The sequence below is a fragment of the Mucilaginibacter sp. P25 genome, assembly GCF_050859465.1.
Lineage (GTDB): Bacteria > Bacteroidota > Bacteroidia > Sphingobacteriales > Sphingobacteriaceae > Mucilaginibacter > Mucilaginibacter gossypii.
Genome location: NZ_CP193937.1, coordinates 6041046 through 6058686, shown reverse-complemented (window position 1 = coordinate 6058686; position 17641 = coordinate 6041046). Strand labels below are relative to the sequence as shown.

General features: G+C 41.9%; 16 protein-coding genes and 1 pseudogene. 6 read left to right on the top strand and 11 right to left on the bottom strand.

Going from position 1 to position 17641, the window contains the following annotated elements; all coding sequences use genetic code 11:
• Positions 1-4: 4 nt before the first annotated feature.
• The 4 genes from ACRQ5D_RS30575 to ACRQ5D_RS30560 all read right to left on the bottom strand — a co-directional run bounded on the left by ACRQ5D_RS30575 (position 5) and on the right by ACRQ5D_RS30560 (position 4177).
• Complete coding sequence (locus ACRQ5D_RS30575; RefSeq protein ID WP_091162099.1) at positions 5-592, bottom strand: RNA polymerase sigma factor; 588 nt, start codon at positions 590-592, stop codon at positions 5-7.
• Between the two features lie 207 nt (positions 593-799).
• Positions 800-1009, bottom strand: coding sequence for a hypothetical protein (locus ACRQ5D_RS30570; protein ID WP_431198676.1), 210 nt, complete (start codon positions 1007-1009; stop codon positions 800-802).
• A 164-nt stretch (positions 1010-1173) separates the two neighbouring features.
• On the bottom strand, positions 1174-3573 hold the full coding sequence (locus tag ACRQ5D_RS30565; protein WP_432327621.1) for a TonB-dependent receptor: 2400 nt from the start codon (positions 3571-3573) through the stop codon (positions 1174-1176).
• A 277-nt stretch (positions 3574-3850) separates the two neighbouring features.
• A complete protein-coding gene (locus ACRQ5D_RS30560; protein ID WP_431198673.1) occupies positions 3851-4177 on the bottom strand; it encodes a hypothetical protein in 327 nt (108 codons plus the stop codon).
• Positions 4178-4442: 265 nt separating this feature from the next.
• Between ACRQ5D_RS30560 and ACRQ5D_RS30555 the strand changes: the two genes are divergently transcribed.
• On the top strand, positions 4443-4913 hold the full coding sequence (locus ACRQ5D_RS30555) for a nucleoside triphosphate pyrophosphohydrolase family protein (protein WP_218134322.1): 471 nt from the start codon (positions 4443-4445) through the stop codon (positions 4911-4913).
• A gap of 66 nt (positions 4914-4979) precedes the next feature.
• Positions 4980-5899 (top strand): annotated as a pseudogene (rlmF, locus tag ACRQ5D_RS30550) (23S rRNA (adenine(1618)-N(6))-methyltransferase RlmF).
• Positions 5900-6006: 107 nt separating this feature from the next.
• Here the strand turns inward: rlmF and ACRQ5D_RS30545 are convergent.
• A complete protein-coding gene (locus ACRQ5D_RS30545; RefSeq protein ID WP_091162108.1) occupies positions 6007-7155 on the bottom strand; it encodes an acyltransferase family protein in 1149 nt (382 codons plus the stop codon).
• A gap of 198 nt (positions 7156-7353) precedes the next feature.
• Here ACRQ5D_RS30545 and ACRQ5D_RS30540 point away from each other — a divergent pair, with 198 nt between their 5' ends.
• From ACRQ5D_RS30540 to ACRQ5D_RS30525, 4 genes are all read left to right on the top strand, one after another.
• Positions 7354-8031, top strand: a complete 678-nt coding sequence (locus ACRQ5D_RS30540; RefSeq protein WP_091162110.1) for a pseudouridine synthase — start codon at positions 7354-7356, stop codon at positions 8029-8031.
• A gap of 54 nt (positions 8032-8085) precedes the next feature.
• On the top strand, positions 8086-8355 hold the full coding sequence (locus ACRQ5D_RS30535; RefSeq protein WP_091162112.1) for a hypothetical protein: 270 nt from the start codon (positions 8086-8088) through the stop codon (positions 8353-8355).
• 147 nt (positions 8356-8502) lie between these two features.
• Positions 8503-9804 (top strand): DEAD/DEAH box helicase, encoded by a 1302-nt coding sequence (locus tag ACRQ5D_RS30530; RefSeq protein WP_091162113.1) that lies wholly within the window; start codon positions 8503-8505, stop codon positions 9802-9804.
• A gap of 24 nt (positions 9805-9828) precedes the next feature.
• Positions 9829-10068 carry a DUF1456 family protein gene (locus tag ACRQ5D_RS30525; protein WP_091162115.1) on the top strand — a complete coding sequence of 80 codons (240 nt, stop codon included), beginning with the start codon at positions 9829-9831 and terminating at the stop codon, positions 10066-10068.
• 134 nt (positions 10069-10202) lie between these two features.
• On the opposite strand, the gene ACRQ5D_RS30520 is transcribed toward ACRQ5D_RS30525, so the two are convergent.
• From ACRQ5D_RS30520 to ACRQ5D_RS30495, 6 genes are all read right to left on the bottom strand, one after another.
• Positions 10203-10760: a CAP domain-containing protein gene (locus ACRQ5D_RS30520; protein ID WP_090526334.1), complete on the bottom strand. Its 558-nt coding sequence runs from the start codon at positions 10758-10760 to the stop codon at positions 10203-10205.
• Between the two features lie 38 nt (positions 10761-10798).
• Positions 10799-11629, bottom strand: coding sequence for a hypothetical protein (locus ACRQ5D_RS30515; protein ID WP_431198672.1), 831 nt, complete (start codon positions 11627-11629; stop codon positions 10799-10801).
• 281 nt (positions 11630-11910) lie between these two features.
• The gene (locus ACRQ5D_RS30510; RefSeq protein WP_091162121.1) at positions 11911-12846 is read right to left on the bottom strand and encodes a phosphatase PAP2 family protein; all 936 of its coding nucleotides are present in this window, start codon (positions 12844-12846) and stop codon (positions 11911-11913) included.
• Between the two features lie 2 nt (positions 12847-12848).
• The gene (locus ACRQ5D_RS30505; RefSeq protein ID WP_091162123.1) at positions 12849-13472 is read right to left on the bottom strand and encodes a sterol desaturase family protein; all 624 of its coding nucleotides are present in this window, start codon (positions 13470-13472) and stop codon (positions 12849-12851) included.
• 249 nt (positions 13473-13721) lie between these two features.
• Positions 13722-14462 (bottom strand): CDP-alcohol phosphatidyltransferase family protein, encoded by a 741-nt coding sequence (locus tag ACRQ5D_RS30500; protein WP_129569662.1) that lies wholly within the window; start codon positions 14460-14462, stop codon positions 13722-13724.
• A 30-nt stretch (positions 14463-14492) separates the two neighbouring features.
• Positions 14493-17057 carry a DUF5686 family protein gene (locus ACRQ5D_RS30495; RefSeq protein WP_432327616.1) on the bottom strand — a complete coding sequence of 855 codons (2565 nt, stop codon included), beginning with the start codon at positions 17055-17057 and terminating at the stop codon, positions 14493-14495.
• Positions 17058-17641 lie beyond the last annotated feature (584 nt).

The window sequence follows — 17641 nt, the reverse complement described above, 5'->3', positions numbered from 1 at the left end:
TATATTAGCTGAGGAGTAAAATTAGCACCGGCAGAGAAATACCCAGCGATTGCCTTAACGAACTTAGTGCCTTTGACATATGCGCTTCAACGGTTTTTTGTGATATGCCCAGTTCAGCAGCTATCTCGGCATAGGTTTTATTTTCATCGCGGCTAAGCAGGAATACGATGCGGCATTTTTCGGGCAGAAGGCTGATGCTGTGGTTAAGCCGTTGGCGCAGTTCTTTTTCCTCCAGCCATTGAATAGTGCTGTCGTCTGTTTCGTGCGAGGTAAAAGCGAGTTCATCCAGGTGCTGTTGTTTCCTGTACTGACGATCAAGATGAGTGATCACCTTGTATTTAATGGCTACCGAAAGATACGTAGCCATGGTATGTGTTAACTTAAGGCTTGCACGGCGCTGCCAGATACTTAAAAATACTTCCTGCACTACTTCTTCGGCTTCATGCTCGTCATCTAAACGGTGATAGGCTACAGCAAAGGTTTTATCCCAATACCGGTTATACAGCTCGGTAAAGGCATCCCGGTTGTCGCAGGCCATTAGCTGTAATAACTGTTCGTCCGTGTGGGCTATGTGCTGGTTTGGTACAGGCATTATTTCATCTGCAATGCTATGTTAAATAGATTGCAAAATCTTATTTTTTGAACCTATTTAACATGTTTTAACAGTTTAGAGTTTAATCAACATATAAAGTTACAGAGCTATCAATATTTATGAATCTCCTCTAAAATAAAAAAGGTCGCCCCACAATCGGGGCGACCTGTATCGAATCAGTCAGTTAATAGTTTTTCAGTTAATTATTTAAAATGTAAAGCCTACCCTGGCAAAAAAGCGGCGGCCGTTTTCGCCCATTTGTACGGCATCAAACGGACCCGATGGTTCGTTGTTATAAGCCCATCCCTTAGCTCCCTTTACATAAGCCAGATCGGGATGTACGTTAAAAATATTGTCGGCGCCTATTGATACACGAACCGATTTCGCCACTTTGTAAGCGAAATACAGGTCGCTCACTACTTTGCCGCTGTAAATATATTGGTCGGGCAGTTGTGCCGAACCATTATCGGTTGGTACGGTAGGTGTAAGAGTTGTACCGTCGCCATAGCCATCAATAACAACTTTGCCAAAGTAAGTAAAGCGGGTACCTACGGTAAAGCTTTTGTGGCTAAACTCGGGGTTTAAGCTAAGTTTTTGAGGGGGGCCGATGCCAGGATAAATTTCTTTTCACGTTCGCTCAAAAATGTTTCGCGCAGGGCAGGGGTAGTACCAAGTATAGGCGGGTAATTTACCTTGTCAATCTTCATAGTTTGGAAATTGCCTGTAAAAAGTACCCTGAACCTGTTGGCGCCAATGGTTTTGTTGTAGTCAATAACTACGTCCAAACCTTTATTGGTAGTGTTTACAGCATTGGCAAAAAACTGGGCAGAGCTTACATGCAGGTTTTTCAGGGCATTGGTAAATGTAGGGTCGAGGGTTTCGTCATCGGCACTGAACTGGCCAGAAAGCACAACGCGGTCGGTAACTTTAATATAGTATCCATCAACAGTAAAACTTAACTCAGGCATCGGTTTAAAGGTAAAGCCTAAACCAGCATTTTTTGATTTTTCCTGTTTAAGGTTAGGGATGCCTGCTGCTTTGGTGATGGGGCTGTAGTTAGGGGCTATTTTAACTTCAGATATCACAGTGCCCTGTACGTTGGTAAAAGTTGAACTGTAATTGATCTGTTGTAATGAAGGTGCACGGAAGCCTGTACCCAATGAACCGCGGATGTTAAAGTTATCGGTGATTTTGTAACGTGTGGCCAGTTTAGTATTAAAGTTTGAACCAAAGTCGCTGTAATGTTCATAGCGGTTAGCGAAATCGACCAGCCATTTTTTAGTGATATCGCCTTCAAGATCAACATATACACCTTCTACCGAACGGTGGGCATTTACCACATCACCGGGCTGATAGCCTGGAAATCCCTGTGAGCCTGCCGCTTTTACACCGGTTGGGTCGTAATTTTTGTAGGATGCCTCTTCGCCCGAAAAGATCTTATAGCGCTCGTAACGGTATTCGCCGCCAAAACCAAGGTTAAGGCCCTGCATTACATTGCCAAAATGTTTGTTGATGTTCAGGTTACTGGTGTTTTGTAAAAACTCCGATCCGCCGTCGTCAAAATTGGTTTTATCAGCCCCTAAAGAAGCATTAAATGTTTTATAGCCAAAAAAGTGGAACTTATTGTTACCAATATTATTGCTCAAATCCCAGTCCCAGGCATTGCCCAGGGTGCCTTTTGCGCCTACGGCAATGGCAAGATCTGTATTATGTGTACGGATAATGGGATTGTAATATGATTCGCCGTCTGGGGTGTTAAAAATGATACCGCTCACCGGGATCATTTTGCCGCTGTTGTCGGTAGGGAAACGTTCAGGACGGCCAGAGAAATTACGGGTAAAGGCATAATCGTCAGATGCCTTATAGCTGTAACCACCAAAGCTGTACAAGGTTGTACGGGTACCGGCAAGAGGTGATTCATGGTTGAAAAAGAATGTGCCGCTCTCGGCCGATCCATCGCCATTGGCACGCCTGTACGGGTTTATAGGCAGCGCTTTAGGGTTTGAGGTTGTGGTATCATGCGTTTGGCGAAAGGTTTTGCCGTTTTTGGCATAGTCGCCCGTAAAGTTGATGAAACCGCCGTTTTTGCCGAGCGCTAAACCATAGTTGGCATCAATAGTGATACCATTGCCATCAATAGCACCCCCGTGAGGGTATTGAGACGCAACAACACTTTTACCACTGTTAAAAGCGGGATCATAATAACCAGAATAACCAACATTGGCATTAAACACGCCGGTGGTTTTCTTTAAAACAAGGTTGATAACACCCGCAATAGCGTCAGAGCCATATTGGGCCGAAGCGCCGTCGCGAAGGATCTCGATCCTGTCGATAGATGCGGTTGGGATAGAACTCAGGTCGACACCAGAGTTACCGCGACCGCGCGTACCGAATACCGAAACAAAAGCAGTGGAATGCCGGCGTTTACCATTTACTAAAACCAGGGTTTGATCGGGGCCTAAGCCGCGTAATGTACCCAATTCAACGTGGTCGGCACCATCCGAACCGGATTGTTTATTGTAGTTGAATGATGGGGCCGAATAGTTAAGGATGTCGGTAATATCCATACGACCGGTTACTGAGGCCGCTTTACCCACATTAACAATATCAACAGGAACCGCCGTTTCAAGTTTTACCCGCCCGGCAGATCGTGTACCTATTAATACTACTTCATTTAATTGGGCTATATCACCAACCAGTGTAATATCAATTTTAGTACGTCCGTTAATAGCAACTGTTATGGTTTTGTAGCCCGTATAGCTTATAATCAGTTCATCAGTTGCCGCTGCTGAAATGGTGTATATCCCCTTTGCGTTGGTGCTTGTACCTAAATTGCTGCCTTTTATATGTACCGATACCCCGGGCATTGGTGCATTGCTTGCCGCATCGGTAACGATTCCGGTTATAGCTTTCTTTTGTGCTAATGTCAATAGGGGAGTTATGGTTAGCAAAACGAGGGTGAATAGTAAAATTTTCTTCATAAAACGGAGGTTATGGCGATTGAAATAATGTTAATTTTAACGTAAGTTAATAATTATTGAATAATTGTCAATGTAAAATCAATTTTATTAGAAGATTTGTACTTGTGATTTACTGTTTTAGGTGATTTGTGATGAAAAATACTGGCATTTTTGTATTTTTTTATGCCAGAGTGTTGAATTAACAAAAAAAGCCAACTGCTGAAAGGTCTTAATTCTTAACAATTGGCTTTTTGGGATTTAAAAAAATGAATTGAACGTCTTTTTGTCGTTTGTTTTCTTAGTTAAATGGCTTTTTCAGGTTCGGTATCTTTCGTTGTTTTGCTCGCAGGCGCTTTTGCAGGAGTAATTGGTGCAGCGTCGGTTGCTTTTTCCCTTTTTTTGCTTTGGGTTCAGCGGGAGCGGCGTGTGCTTCAGGACGTAATTTAGCCGCCAATATTTTTGCCAGGTTTTTTGCAGCTTTGTCTATAGCTTTTTTAGCTTTGCTAACATCGGGGCCAAATTCACTTACCAGGGTTTCAATCTGGATAACTAATTTCTCTTTTATTTGTTTCTTAAGAGCTTTACGGGCTTGTTTAATAGCGGCTTTATCTTTTATGTTTTTCATGTGAATGGATTAGAGATCGGGTGAAGCACAGTTTTTTTCTGTGCGGTGCAAAGTTATGTTAATATAATGTGGTTTTAATATTATGTTTATGTTAACAACTACTATTTATGTTAAATTTTTATTAATTGATAATCAGTGCTATTAATTGTTGTTGCTTTATTTATTTTTTGTTTTATAACCCTTGGCCTAATACGGCTTTACTAATTTTTTGAAAGCCTTAGGGTTAATTCTTAACTTAGCCGTTTATTTATTGCCCTAAAACAACATGATCAAAGATTTAAGTGCATTAACCCAGGTAGCCGAATTTCATGCCACTTTTAAGCACCCTATAATTGAAAAACCTGCAATACCCTCAAAAGCACGCTGTGATCTGCGTATCGAACTTATTGCCGAAGAATTAAAAGAACTGCAGCAGGCTGTTAATGATAATAACATGGTTGAAGTAGCTGATGCCCTCTGCGATCTGCAATACGTATTATCAGGAGCAGTACTTGAATTTGGCCTGGGCTCAAAATTTAAAGAACTGTTTGATGAAGTGCACCGCTCCAACATGAGCAAAGCCTGCAAAACGGTTGAAGAGGCTGAGAAAACCATCGAACACTATAAAAATACGGCCAGTACGGATGCATACTATAAAGAGATAGACGGTTTGTACCTGGTGTACCGTACCTCTGATCATAAAACATTAAAATCTATCAATTATTCGCCTGCCTATCTGAATGGCATTGTGGGTTAATCATAAACTAAAAACACTATTCCATTGTCAGCACAAGAATCCAATCAGCCTCAGGCTAAAACCAATATGCACCCGCGTAATAAACACCGCGCGGGGTATGATTTTAAAGCATTGATCAAAGCCACGCCTGCCCTGAGGCCATTTGTGCGTACCAATGAATATGATAATTTTACCATTAATTTTGCCGATCCGGAAGCAGTAAAAACACTTAATAAGGCATTGCTGCAATATCATTACGATATAAACTACTGGGACATTCCCGAAGGTTTTTTATGTCCGCCTATACCTGGTCGTGCCGATTATATCCATTATGCGGCCGATCTGCTTGCTTCTGTTAATAACGGTGTTGTGCGCAAAGGCCGGAAAGTACGTGTACTTGACATCGGAACGGGCGCTAACCTGGTTTATCCCATAGTAGGTTTCAAAGAATATGGCTGGAACTTTGTTGGCTCAGAACTCGACTTGGAGGCTATGGCATCCGCACAAAGTATTGTTGAGCAAAACAGCCAGTTAAAGGTTGCTGTTGAATTGAGGCAGCAAAGCAAGAAGGCTGATATATTTAAAGGGATCATTAAACCCGGCGAGTTATTTGATCTTACTATCTGTAACCCGCCCTTCCACGCTTCGGCTAAGGAAGCTGCTGCCGGTTCGGCCCGTAAATGGGATAACCTGGGTTTACGAAAAGATAAACAGCCTATACTTAATTTCGGCGGCCAAAATACCGAATTATGGTATCCCGGGGGCGAAGCTGCATTCCTGAAACTGATGGCCGCGCAAAGCAAGGCCTTTGAAAAACAGGTTTTATGGTTTACCACGCTGGTTTCAAAAAAGAAAATCTCAGGATCTTGTATAATGCCCTTCAAAAAGAAGGCGTAAAAGATGTGCAAACCATCAATATGTCGCAAGGCCAAAAGGTAAGCCGCATCATGGCCTGGACTTATTTAACGCCGGAGGAGCAGAAAATATGGTTGAACCCTGATTTATAGGATTAAAGGATGCCGTGATATTTAAACCTTGATTTGCCGGACTTTAGGATAGCCTTGATGCTTTTTAATTCATGGTTATCCTAAAATCCTTTCAATCAAGGTTCAGCTTACACTCTCAAAAATGTCTTCTTGGTATACAAGTAATACAAAAACGCCCATTTTACCATTACGAAGCAAATAGCCATTACTACAATATTGTATGGATCGCCTACTAACTGGCCTATCCATCCAAAAAGGCCTTCGGTTGTATAACTCCATTTAATAAAGTGGCCCGAAATATAAATCAAAATGGAGTTCATGCCTATCACCCTGAAATAAAATGCCCATTTGTGATAGCCTTTTACATCAATAATATAGTAAAATAATGCCATCAGCAAAAGGCTTAAGCCGCCTACGTGCAGTACAAACGAGCTTGTCCACAGGTTTTTGTTGATCGGGAAATCGAGGTTCCAGATTTGTGCAAGGATCAGGAAGATGATACCTACTGCAGCCATGGTAGTTACCTTGCGCATTTGCGTAACACCGCCCTTTTTAAGCAACAGGCCGGTAAGGATGCCTAAAATACCGGTGCTGATGGCCGGGATGGTTGAAAAAAGCCCCTCAGGATCGTGGATGCCTAAATACAACCGGCCCGGTAGTATGCTGCGGTCAACGTATGAGGCAAAGTTGCCTTTCATGGTCAGGTCGCCCATAGGGAAGCCCGGTGCAGAGGTAAACTTAAGCAGCAGCCAATAGCCGATGATGAAAAAGCCAAACCAAAACATTTGCCAGCGCTCGGTACTGTACAGGTAAATGATGTTGGCAAACATATAGGCAATACCGATACGGCCCAATACGCTGGGGAACCGGATCTCTGAAACAGGCATAATTTTTAACCCGTTGTTTACCACAAGGCCGAGCAACACTAAAATAAATGCCCTTTTTATAACGCGCAGCAATAATTGCTGGCGTGTTTTGCCTTTTTCCAGTTCGCGCCCCACAGAAAATGGAGTTGATACGCCTGCCATAAACAGGAACAACGGGAAGATAAGATCATACAGGTGAAAACCATTCCAGTCGGGATGGGTAAATTGGTTGGCAATAGCGCCCCAGAAAGGTGAACCGGTGGCTTTGGCCATGCCGTGGAAGATCTCTTCGCCGCCCATAATCCAAAACATATCAAATCCCCGGAGGGCGTCCAATGAAAATAAACGGGTGCGCGCCGCGTTAATATCGTCGGCTTGTTTAGCACTTGCCTGGTCTGCTGTGGTAGTCATTAGTTTAATTGTATTTAGGTATGAACTAAAGATAGGAAAAGCAATACTATTTAAAATTATTTTTTTACATCAATAACTTTTAAAAGCTGTTTAAAAAGATTTTGTGAGGTATTTTAATGTGATGCGTTTCTGCGATGGAAAGATTTCGGAAATAAATCCAAAATGCTGCCGTAAATTCGCAGCCTTGTAATTATGCCCATGTTAGAGATCATATACCGCGATGAACACCTGATTGCCATCAACAAGCCCCATGGATTGCTGGTTCACCGGTCGCCCATAGCAGCCGATGCTTCAGAGTTTGCCCTGCAATTGCTTCGGGATCAAATTGGCATGAAAGTTAACCCTGTTCACCGCATCGATCGTAAAACCGGTGGCATCCTGCTTTTTGCTTTTAATAAAGAGGTAGAGATTGCCATGCAAAAAGCATTTATGGAAAACCGTGTGAGCAAGAAATACCTGGCCATAGTAAGGGGCCATACACCTGATGCGGAAGATATAGATTACCCGCTGCGCAAAGAGAATGGCACTTTGCAGGATGCATTTACCAGTTACACTACCCTAAAAAGGGCAGAACTTGATATAGCTCTAGGCAAACATCCAACTTCAAGGTATTCATTGGTTGAGGCTGTGCCTACAACCGGGCGTATGCACCAATTACGCAAGCACCTGAGCCACATTTTTCACCCAATTATAGGCGACCGCACCCACGGCTGTAACAAACAGAATAAGTTGTTTTTAGAGCAATGGGCAATGAAAACCATGCTACTGCATGCATCGCAGTTAAATTTTAAGCACCCCATAACCAGCGAAGAAATAACGATCAAAGCTGCACTTCAACCCGAATTTACCCGGGTTATGGAGATCATGAGCTGGTAAGCCAGTCTTAAGGTAATTATTTAAACAAAACGGGCTTAATATTGTAGTTGATAGATGGAAAAGTCGGTGATCTATGATCTGGATACCGAAGATGGTATACGCCAGATCGGCATTGAAGCGGTGCAGCAGCTGATACCCGGTACAAATGTGTATGCAACTGGCGTATTTAGGTTAAGTGAAGGGGAAACAGATCTTGGAGATATTGTTTTTGACGATCATATGCACGAATGGGAATATACCTGTATGGGGAATTTAACCCATCGGGAAGCTAAAAAGGTTGCAAGGTTTATTAAGCATAATTTTAAAACGGAGGTGGCGGAGTAAGAAGCTAATGGGAAAAATCCCTTCTCGGGAAGGAAATCGCACAATCTCCCGCTTTTTTAGTCCGTTAAGTTAATAGCTAAGCCGATACAGATAATCGGTCCCCCGGGGAAATTTTACCGTATCTTTGCGCCTCAACAAAAACAAACCATGATTGATCAGGCATTGAGTAACCTCGGCATAACTGCCCTTAACCCCATGCAGCTTGCCGCGCTTAGTGCCGCTAAAAAAGGTGATGTAATCCTTTTATCACCTACGGGCTCGGGGAAAACGCTTGGTTTTTTATTGCCTTTGCTTAACCTGCTTGATGCCGGTGTTTCTACAGTACAGGTGATGATCCTGGTGCCCTCGCGTGAGCTTGCTTTACAAATTGAGCAGGTTTGGAAATCTATGGGTACGGGTTTCAAGATCAATTGCTGTTATGGCGGCCATGCTGTAAAAATTGAACGGAATAATCTTTCGCATCCGCCTGCAGTTTTGGTTGGTACGCCGGGGAGGATTGCCTTTCATTTGCGTGAAGAAAATTTTAGTACTGATACTGTACGTACGCTCATTCTCGATGAGTTTGATAAAGCGCTTGAGTTCGGTTTTCAGGAGGATATGGCTTATATCATCAGGCAGTTGCCCGTTGTTAAAAAGCGGATATTGACTTCGGCTACAAAAATGAGTGAGATCCCGGATTTTACAGGGATTGCTAAACCTGTTGAAGTGAACTTTTTAAGTAATGTTACTTCGGCGCCAGATATTAAACAAAAAGCGGTGATATCCGAAGCTGCCGATAAACTGGATGCACTTTTTGCCCTGATCTGTAAAATTGGTAATAAAGCAACCCTTGTGTTTTGTAATCACCGTGAAGCGGTTGACAGGATCGGCGAGTTGCTTTGGTACAAGGGGTTGGAGCACGATGTTTTTCACGGCGGTATGGAACAGGACGACCGGGAACGCGCCCTGTTAAAATTCAGGAACGGAAGTCACCGTTTATTGATCACCACCGATCTGGCCTCACGTGGGCTGGATATCCCTGAAATAGAATATGTGATACATTACCAGCTGCCGCATAATGAGGAAGCTTTTTTACACCGTAACGGCCGCACAGCACGTATGAACGCTAAAGGTACATCATACCTGATGCTAATACCCGATGAAAAGTTGCCATACCTAAAACAACTGCCCCAAATTGAAGAACTGCCCGAAAAACTGATATTGCCGCCTGCATCGCCTTGGCTTACCTTGTACATAGCCGCTGGCAAAAAGGATAAAGTTAACAAGGTGGATATTGTAGGCCTGCTGCTTAAAAAAGGCGGGCTGGCAAAGGAGGACCTCGGTTTGATAGAAGTGCTTGACTACTCATCGTACGCTGCAATCAAGCGCGATAGAATAGAAAGTGTAGTAAAGCAGGTAAAGGCCGAAAAAATTAAGGGCAAAAAGGTGAAGATGGAAATTTCGAGGTAATTTTGTTTAAAAGAAAGATATATAATGAGCAATAACGATATCATGAAAAAGCTGCGGGTGGCTATGAAATTTACTGATGATGATATCATCAAGGTTTTGGCATTGGTTAATTTCAGGATCACCAAAGCCGAGATTGGTGCCATATTCCGTGCTGATGATCACCCCAACTTTAAACCCTGCGGCGATCAGATCCTGCGTAATTTCCTGAATGGCCTCATTATCTACAAACGCGGCCCAAGGGAGCCGAAACCGAAACCGGAGTAATCTGAACCGGGATTTGGGATGATTCACCGGATTTATAGGATTTGATTTGCGAGCGGAATGAGTAGATTGGTTGGATTTCACAGACAAGATCCTGACTTCCGAAAAATCCTATGAAATCCCGGTTCAGGCAATAATTAATGCCCTTCCACAGGCTTTTCCTGTATTAATCTGTATCTCCCTGATTTAATCAGCTTTTGTTGCTGAGCCGAAAATGAGGTCCGGCCGCCAAAATCCTGTACCCAATAGGTTTTATATTCTGCCACGCCAACTTCTTTAAAGTCCGGGTTCATGAGGTTGCGGCAATGGCCTTCACTTTTAAACCAGCCAGCCATCACTTCCGCAATGCTTTGTTGGCCCTGGGCTATGTTTTCGCCTATGGCAAAACTTTTGAACCCTTTAAATTTATAACCGGCGTATACTATGCGGTCTTCCATGCTGCGGCCGTCTTTGCTGTCGTGACTAAAATAGCTTTTGCGGGCCATGTCTTTAGCGTGCCCTATAGCTGCATCTTCCAAATCATTATTCCAGGTAAGGGGAGGGGCCGGCGGGAAATATTTGCTGCCGCAATTGCAGCCTTTCTGGCGTGTAGCATTAATGCTGTTTAAAAACTCGGTCCTGAAGTGTTTGCTGCTTTGGCTGTAGGCATTTGCAAACCAGAATAATGCAGCAAATAATACTATCAATTTTTTCATCTTAGTGCTTTGACACTTTTAAACGCCTGTGGTTTAAATTATTGTTTAGGCCTTCTGATAGCTGAACGCCAGCGGCCGGTTTTCTTTCGCCTGTAAATAATAATTATAGCTATAACGACGAGAATAATAGTGGTGACTGTGAGAATGATAACGATGTTATGTGCCTGGCGTACCTTAGCATTGGCCTGCGCCTGGAGTTTTTGGTAAATACTTTTTTTGGCTATCACCGAATCCTGTTTTTTGATCTTGATCGAATCGGCAGCAGCTACCTTGGCAATGCTGTCGACTGTGACCTGGTTAAGACTATCGTCCAAAAATTCATGGCGTTTAATAGCTACTGCAGCTTTATCATAATCGTTCATTTTCCGGTAAAGTTCGGCAAAGCCTACCTGCACTATCGACTCTTTTTTAGGATCGTGGGTTTTGAGCGATAAGGTTAAAGCATCGTTCAGGTCCTTCATACTGAGTTTATAGTCTTTGATGTCGCTTTTAATAGCTGCAAGCTCTATAAGCGAGCTGATAATATTAAGCGTATCCTTCCTTTGCCTCGATATGGTGTTCGATTGCAAAATGAACCATTTGGCCTCGCTGAATTTACGCTGCGAACGATAAACCTTTGCAAGCGCGTTAAAGCTTGTACGCAAGCCTAAAGTATCGTTATAAGTGGAATAGCTATGCAGGGCGAGCATAGTGTAATTAAGCGCCTCGGTTTGGAAGTAGTATTTCATTCGCCGGGTTGATACGGTATCGTATCCTAAATAATGGGCAGCTATTTGGGTATAGATAGGGCCTTTTAACGAATCACTGGTAACCTGTAATTTTTGCTTAAGACTATCAAGCTCACTGGCGTGTGCTGATAATTTAAGCATGGCTGTCAGAAAAAAAGTAAGGTAATAAGTCTCTTCATATAACAGATTACTCGAAAATGCAATAATCTACTTATAATTAGGCAAATAGCGTGCCTGTTTAAGGTCGCCGACATAGGTGTTTGTGAAGATCGCTTGACTTTTTATTCATTTTTGAACAGTATGAGCTGTTTTTCAGGAGGATAACCCTGGAAATATTAATTAACAATTGCCCGCGCATATCCCACAGCATCAGCTTTAATGCATAGTATTGTATACAAAAAAAGATTTTGCTATGCGATTGCTTAAGAGATCACCCGTTCGTATTTATTTAACGCTGATCTTAAACCTGCAAATTGCTTTAACAGTACATTGTATAAGGTAATACCTAATGCCGCACAAGTGATACCGGCTAACACGTCAAGCACGTAATGGTGGCTTGCATATACCGCCGTAAACCAGATGCCAACGGTTACCACCGCAAAAAAGATATTAGCAAGTCCCAGCTTGTTTTTTAAGCCGTAGTAAAGCACTATAACCGGGTATGATGAATGCAGCGACGGCATGGCAGCAAACACGTTTGATCCTTTTGTATAAATCCCTTTAAAAACCCCGGCATGAAAGTAGGCGTCAAACCTGGCCAGCCCGGCGGTATTGCCCATAGTTAACGGAATAAAATGAAATCCATGATATTGAACAAACCAGGGTGGTGCGGCAGGGTAGGCGTAGTAAACTATAAAGCCCAAGATATTCACCAAAACAAACGTTAACGAAAAATTAAGGAACTGTTTTTTGTTTTTGAAGAAAAGGTAAGCGGCAAAGCCCAGCGGCACAGGGATCCAGCACAAATAAAACAAGCCCGATAACACATCAATGAAAGTGTTGCTGTTGGCCAGCCAGTATTCATTAGGTGTAAGCAGTTTGCCGTTAAAATGAATGCCGAAAAGGTGTTTCTCTGCATTATAGAGCTCGGCAATATGTACCGGGTTGTAGTTATAATTGGGGAAGGCTTTCATGTAATCAAAAACAATCCAGTACACTATGAAAATAGTGAAGCCCAATATAAACTTACGGGTTATTGCCGACGCATAGAATAGCACATTGAAAATAACTACCAGCGTAAGCTCGTCTGGTTTATAACCAATAAGGAAAGTTGAAAACGCCAGGTAAGCAATGGAAAGCAGCGAAACAATAATTATCGACCGGATATTTACTGTTACGCCTGTATTGGCATTGGTCATTGCTATTTTTTTAAGAAATCTGAACGGAAAATTTTATCCCAGAAAGGTGAACTCACACCATAACCCTTTTCAGGATCCTGGTAGTGGTGCAGCATATGGTGTTGTTTTATTTTTTTGAACAGGCCGCTTTTAAAGTTAAAATGGTGCATGGCATAGTGAGATATGTCATAAAACAGATATCCTAAAATAAAGCCCGGGAAAAAGCCCCAGATGTAGTTTACAGGCAATAACCATTTAAACAAAAAGAAGAAGCCTGTAGCCAGCGGAATACTTAACGAAGGAGGCAATACCAAACGTTTGGCATCGCTCGGGTAATCATGATGCACACCATGCATAATAAAATGGAGGCGTTGCGCCCATTCCAGTTTTTCACTTGGTTGATAGTGAAAAACAAAACGGTGCATAATGTATTCGGTGATGGTCCAAATGAAGAGGCCGAAAATGAACAGGCCTATATAGGTTAATATGTCTAACCCTAAATCAAAGAATTTATAACTGCAATATCCAATAACAGGCACAAAAATGTACAGGGGCACGGTATAATGTACCTTTGATAAGCCTTCTAAAAAGTCGCTCTTAAACATTCGCACCGATTCCTGCGAGTTGGATATATATTTCTTTTTCATTGTTATAATCAGGTTTTAAAATGTTTTATTATTTCTCTGCCTGTTTATGGGTGTTAAAATTTTTCAGAATGGCTGGCCTTTAACCAGCAAAAGGCAATTTTAGCAAAGATATTACTAAGTGTAAAATGCCTTTATTTTATTGTTACGAAGATATGATATTTGTTGCGAAGTCTTAAGCCTAAAGTTCGCAGTCTTAAGATAAGTAATTCAACATCCTCGCTTAAGACTTTTTAACTTAGAACTACAGGTTTACTTACCTTCTTCCTCTTCCAGTTTAATTAAAGCTTTTTTAGCCTCTCTTAACCTGTTAAAAGCGGTGATATTGGTTAAAACAGCAAGTATTACCAGCGGGATTGTAAATATCGATATGGTTTCAAATACATGAAATTTAATGCCGGGAACAAATAATTTATAGTTACCGCCGATGTACTGAGCTACTATGCCCGATAAAGCTGCGCATAAGCCGATAGTTACTACACGTTCAGGCCTTTGCATTAAACCGCCTTTAATTTCAACCCCCAAACCTTCGGCACGTGCACGTACATAACTAACCATCATTGAGCCGATCAACGCTATAAAGGCAGCTATCGAGCTCAGGAAGTAGTGATGCGCCACCAGGTAATAGCAAATACCCAAAAACATGATCAATTCGCTGTAGCGGTCAAGTACGGAATCGTACAAAGCACCAAAGGTTGATTTCATATTCCCTAAGCGGGCTACCTGGCCGTCAAGCATATCAAATAAGCCTGCAAAAAGGATGAGGCCACCGGCCCAGCCTACGTAGGTTAAATCGCCGCGGTTACCTTCTTCGGCACCTAAAATAAATATCCCTGCAACGCCTACGTTAAGTACAAAACCTATAGTAGTTACGGCATTGGGGGTTAAGCCTATTTTTATAAGGATCTTCACAAACGGATCAATAACCTTATAAATGCCTAATTGCAAGTTGGTTCTGAATGATCTCCTAAGTGTTGTAGTTTGCTGTTCCATTTTTTATCTCTGCTTATTTAGGTACAATGATTAGAAGTCGAATTTAACCCTTGTGCGCAGGCCCCATTGGGCAACGTTTGGCTGGTCAAGGTAGTTAAAGCGCCTCACAAAATCTATGCGTATAAATTTAAATATATTTTCAATACCAACACTACCCTCAACATAAGGCGTTTTGCCCAATGTATAAGTAATCGGCACGCCATCGGTGCCAACAGGTAATTGATATAATGACGGATGTATCGAAGGATTGTTTTGGTCGGACAGGCCGCCGTATAATACTTTTAACGATGCGGTTTCGCGCCATTTCAATTTCTTTAACAACGGTATTTTGTTGAAGAAGAAGCCGCTGAAATGCTGGTCAATCCTGAAACTTGCATATTTATCACTCACAAACTCCAAAAAGTTCATTAAGTTGTATGAGTCGAGGTCATACGCGTAAGTTTGGTTAGCCCTGTGTATAGTTAACAAAGGGTACGGTACCGAACCAAAGATTTTACCAGCTGAAACATTGATATCCGCATAGCCTAGCTGTGAAAAGTAAAAGCGTTTATCAGCACGGAAATCAAGCTTTTGATAATTGTATTCACCGGCAAATAACCCTTTAATACCTTGAGCATAATCAAGTTCAAAGGCCGGGTATTTGTTAGGGATAGGGATGCGATAGATCTTGCCCTGGTAAAACTGCTCATGAGGTGCCCAGCGGATACTTCCGGTAAGTTCGGTGGTGGTTAAGTGATGGATAGAATTTGGCAGATCATTAACAACATTATCAAAATATAATGATCCTGCCGGCTCCTGAGTCCATTTTTTGAAGCCTGCGGCAAACGAAAGATGGCTTTCCAGTTCGTGTAAATAATCAAACCTGTAAAAATCGTTATAAAGGAACTTATCGTTCACGCCACGCTTAAACGATAACAGGAAGTTATCCTCCTGCACAAACTGCAGGCTTGCGCCAGGGATTTTGGTATCACGCTGAAAACTTGCCCTGATATAGTTTTGAGGGAAACGATAGATAGATTTATTATTAATAGAGTAGGTTGCACTTAAAAAGTACTTCCAGCGCTCATCTTTAAAGCCATAAGCTGCATAAGTTTCGAAATAATAACGTTTGCTTAATTCGGGCGTTGTACGACCGCCTACACGTAAACGGAAACCTTCAACCGGGTTAAAGCTGTAAAATGTGTTGGCAGGGCCTAACTCAAATTTACCAAAGCCTTTGTAGCCCGCAAGCAGGAGGGTTGCTATATCAACTGTACGTTTAAACGAAGGCATATTACGCAGGCTGTCGATGTTTTTATAAACTTTTGATTCGGCAAGCGTTAAAGTATCCGGCCTGTTTTCCTGCCAGAATGATTCGGGGCGATGTTTCACTTCATCGCTTAATTCAGCATATGGCGACCCCTGATAAGTTGTATCCGGCCGGGGTTTGTTAACTACGTAATTGCTGTAGGTTATGGCCCGGATACCAAATAAACCACTCTTTGCATCTTTTTTGGATGCGCCAAAATCTGCAATGGTAGTACTTTTGCTCAGGTGATAGCGGCCATCCGGGTTTTGTTGAAACTCCAGGTTAACGGTCATCGACCTGATAAAGTTGATGTTGATATGTTTGTTGATAGTTAAATCACACTTTTGAACAGCGTAGTTGCCATCGAGCGTGATGTATATGCTACCCTCAAAAAGTACGTCGGTACTGTTGCGCGGCGTAAAATCAAGTTTAACAAGCTTGTTATTGTGCTCATCAAGAATAGTATCGGCAATAAAGTATTTGTAATAGTTTGGCGAGTTGTCAGATATTGGGCTAAGAAACTGGCTGGTTATCAAAAATACGTTGTTGGTATAAATATCAACCTTGTTGTATAAGTGCTTGAAATATTGTGTAAGCCCTTCATTATCAATACCCGCACCGTAGTTAACACTTTTTTGGCCGGTTATATCTTCCCTCGTTTTTTCGGGATTTTTACGGTAATAAACCTGTTGCAGCTTTTCATCAAGATAAATAGGCAGCAATGATTTGCCTGGTACCAATGAGCTATCACGGTTATCTAAAATGAACTTATACTTGCGGAAAAATTTCCTGTCCGAAAACTGGGCGGATACATTGCTTAGCGCAAACATCATTTTATCATACTCCTTGTATTCAACATAGTTGTATGCTTCGGGACAGTTCTTTTCTTTATTTTCGATAACCTTTCGGATCAGTTCAACGGCGGGGTTGTCTTTATTACGGTATTTAGGTTTTTTGCCCGATTTTACCACAACTTCGTTAAGCTGTTGCGAAGCCGGGAACATTTTTACATTTACAACCTGCTCTTTACCGGGAACAACAGCTAAAAAAGCGTCTTTATAACCTAAAAATGAAATTTTGATTTGTTTGTATTGCTGATTGTTTGTAGCCAGGCGATATTTGCCATTAACATCAGTAGTGGTACCGGTAGTGGTGCCCGTGAAAGAAATACTAACAGAAGGCAGGGTTTGTTTGTTACCTGCATCGGTAACGGTACCCGTTATTACCGTTTGCTGTGCATATAATGCCGAAGCAGAAAAGAACAGTATTAAGAAAAATAAGCTTTTATAAAATTTTTTACAATCCATGTACTTTGTGCAATTGTGCAAATACAAACTTCTTTTTCGGCTCAATACTGTTATTATTGGATAAAGAGGTATGTATTAAATTATTCAAATATTCCTGGCAGGTTAATTATGTCCGCCCCTGTATGTTTTTCGTTGTTCTGCCACCCAATCTTTCCCCGCTTACCCTGCTTTGTACACTCCCGGCAGATGGTTATTACGGAGTTTACAATTAACAGGCCAAAGGTAAAAAAATCGCTACAGACTAATGTGGTCAAAAAGTCAAATATTGTTTACAGCTATTTACTGTATTATATTACCTTAGCCATAATAACCCAAACAACGGCTTTGAGCAGCCATTAGTACGCTCGTTACTTTTCGGTTTACTATATTGTTTATTTTATAATGATCTGGTAATCAAATACAATCAGGGGTTTTTGTTGCCGACTGAAAGCGTGCCAGGCTATTCAAATAACATTATTTAACAATTTATTCTTGGTGTTAATAAGACTAATGCTGATAAAGTAATGTTACCTGCCCCTGAATTTTTTTACCTCACAAAAACAAAACAGCCGTGAAGCAGGGGTTCAACTGCTTACGGCTGTTTT

Excerpts from the sequence above, each read along its gene's own strand:
- ACRQ5D_RS30575 (WP_091162099.1), bottom strand. The coding sequence starts at position 592 with ATGCCTGTACCAAACCAGCACATAGCCCACACGGACGAACAGTTATTA.
- ACRQ5D_RS30565 (WP_432327621.1), bottom strand. The coding sequence starts at position 3,573 with ATGAAGAAAATTTTACTATTCACCCTCGTTTTGCTAACCATAACTCCC.
- ACRQ5D_RS30560 (WP_431198673.1), bottom strand. The coding sequence starts at position 4,177 with ATGAAAAACATAAAAGATAAAGCCGCTATTAAACAAGCCCGTAAAGCT.
- ACRQ5D_RS30555 (WP_218134322.1), top strand. The coding sequence starts at position 4,443 with ATGATCAAAGATTTAAGTGCATTAACCCAGGTAGCCGAATTTCATGCC.
- ACRQ5D_RS30545 (WP_091162108.1), bottom strand. The coding sequence starts at position 7,155 with ATGACTACCACAGCAGACCAGGCAAGTGCTAAACAAGCCGACGATATT.
- ACRQ5D_RS30540 (WP_091162110.1), top strand. The coding sequence starts at position 7,354 with ATGTTAGAGATCATATACCGCGATGAACACCTGATTGCCATCAACAAG.
- ACRQ5D_RS30535 (WP_091162112.1), top strand. The coding sequence starts at position 8,086 with ATGGAAAAGTCGGTGATCTATGATCTGGATACCGAAGATGGTATACGC.
- ACRQ5D_RS30530 (WP_091162113.1), top strand. The coding sequence starts at position 8,503 with ATGATTGATCAGGCATTGAGTAACCTCGGCATAACTGCCCTTAACCCC.
- ACRQ5D_RS30525 (WP_091162115.1), top strand. The coding sequence starts at position 9,829 with ATGAGCAATAACGATATCATGAAAAAGCTGCGGGTGGCTATGAAATTT.
- ACRQ5D_RS30520 (WP_090526334.1), bottom strand. The coding sequence starts at position 10,760 with ATGAAAAAATTGATAGTATTATTTGCTGCATTATTCTGGTTTGCAAAT.
- ACRQ5D_RS30515 (WP_431198672.1), bottom strand. The coding sequence starts at position 11,629 with ATGCTTAAATTATCAGCACACGCCAGTGAGCTTGATAGTCTTAAGCAA.
- ACRQ5D_RS30510 (WP_091162121.1), bottom strand. The coding sequence starts at position 12,846 with ATGACCAATGCCAATACAGGCGTAACAGTAAATATCCGGTCGATAATT.
- ACRQ5D_RS30505 (WP_091162123.1), bottom strand. The coding sequence starts at position 13,472 with ATGAAAAAGAAATATATATCCAACTCGCAGGAATCGGTGCGAATGTTT.
- ACRQ5D_RS30500 (WP_129569662.1), bottom strand. The coding sequence starts at position 14,462 with ATGGAACAGCAAACTACAACACTTAGGAGATCATTCAGAACCAACTTG.
- ACRQ5D_RS30495 (WP_432327616.1), bottom strand. The coding sequence starts at position 17,057 with ATGGATTGTAAAAAATTTTATAAAAGCTTATTTTTCTTAATACTGTTC.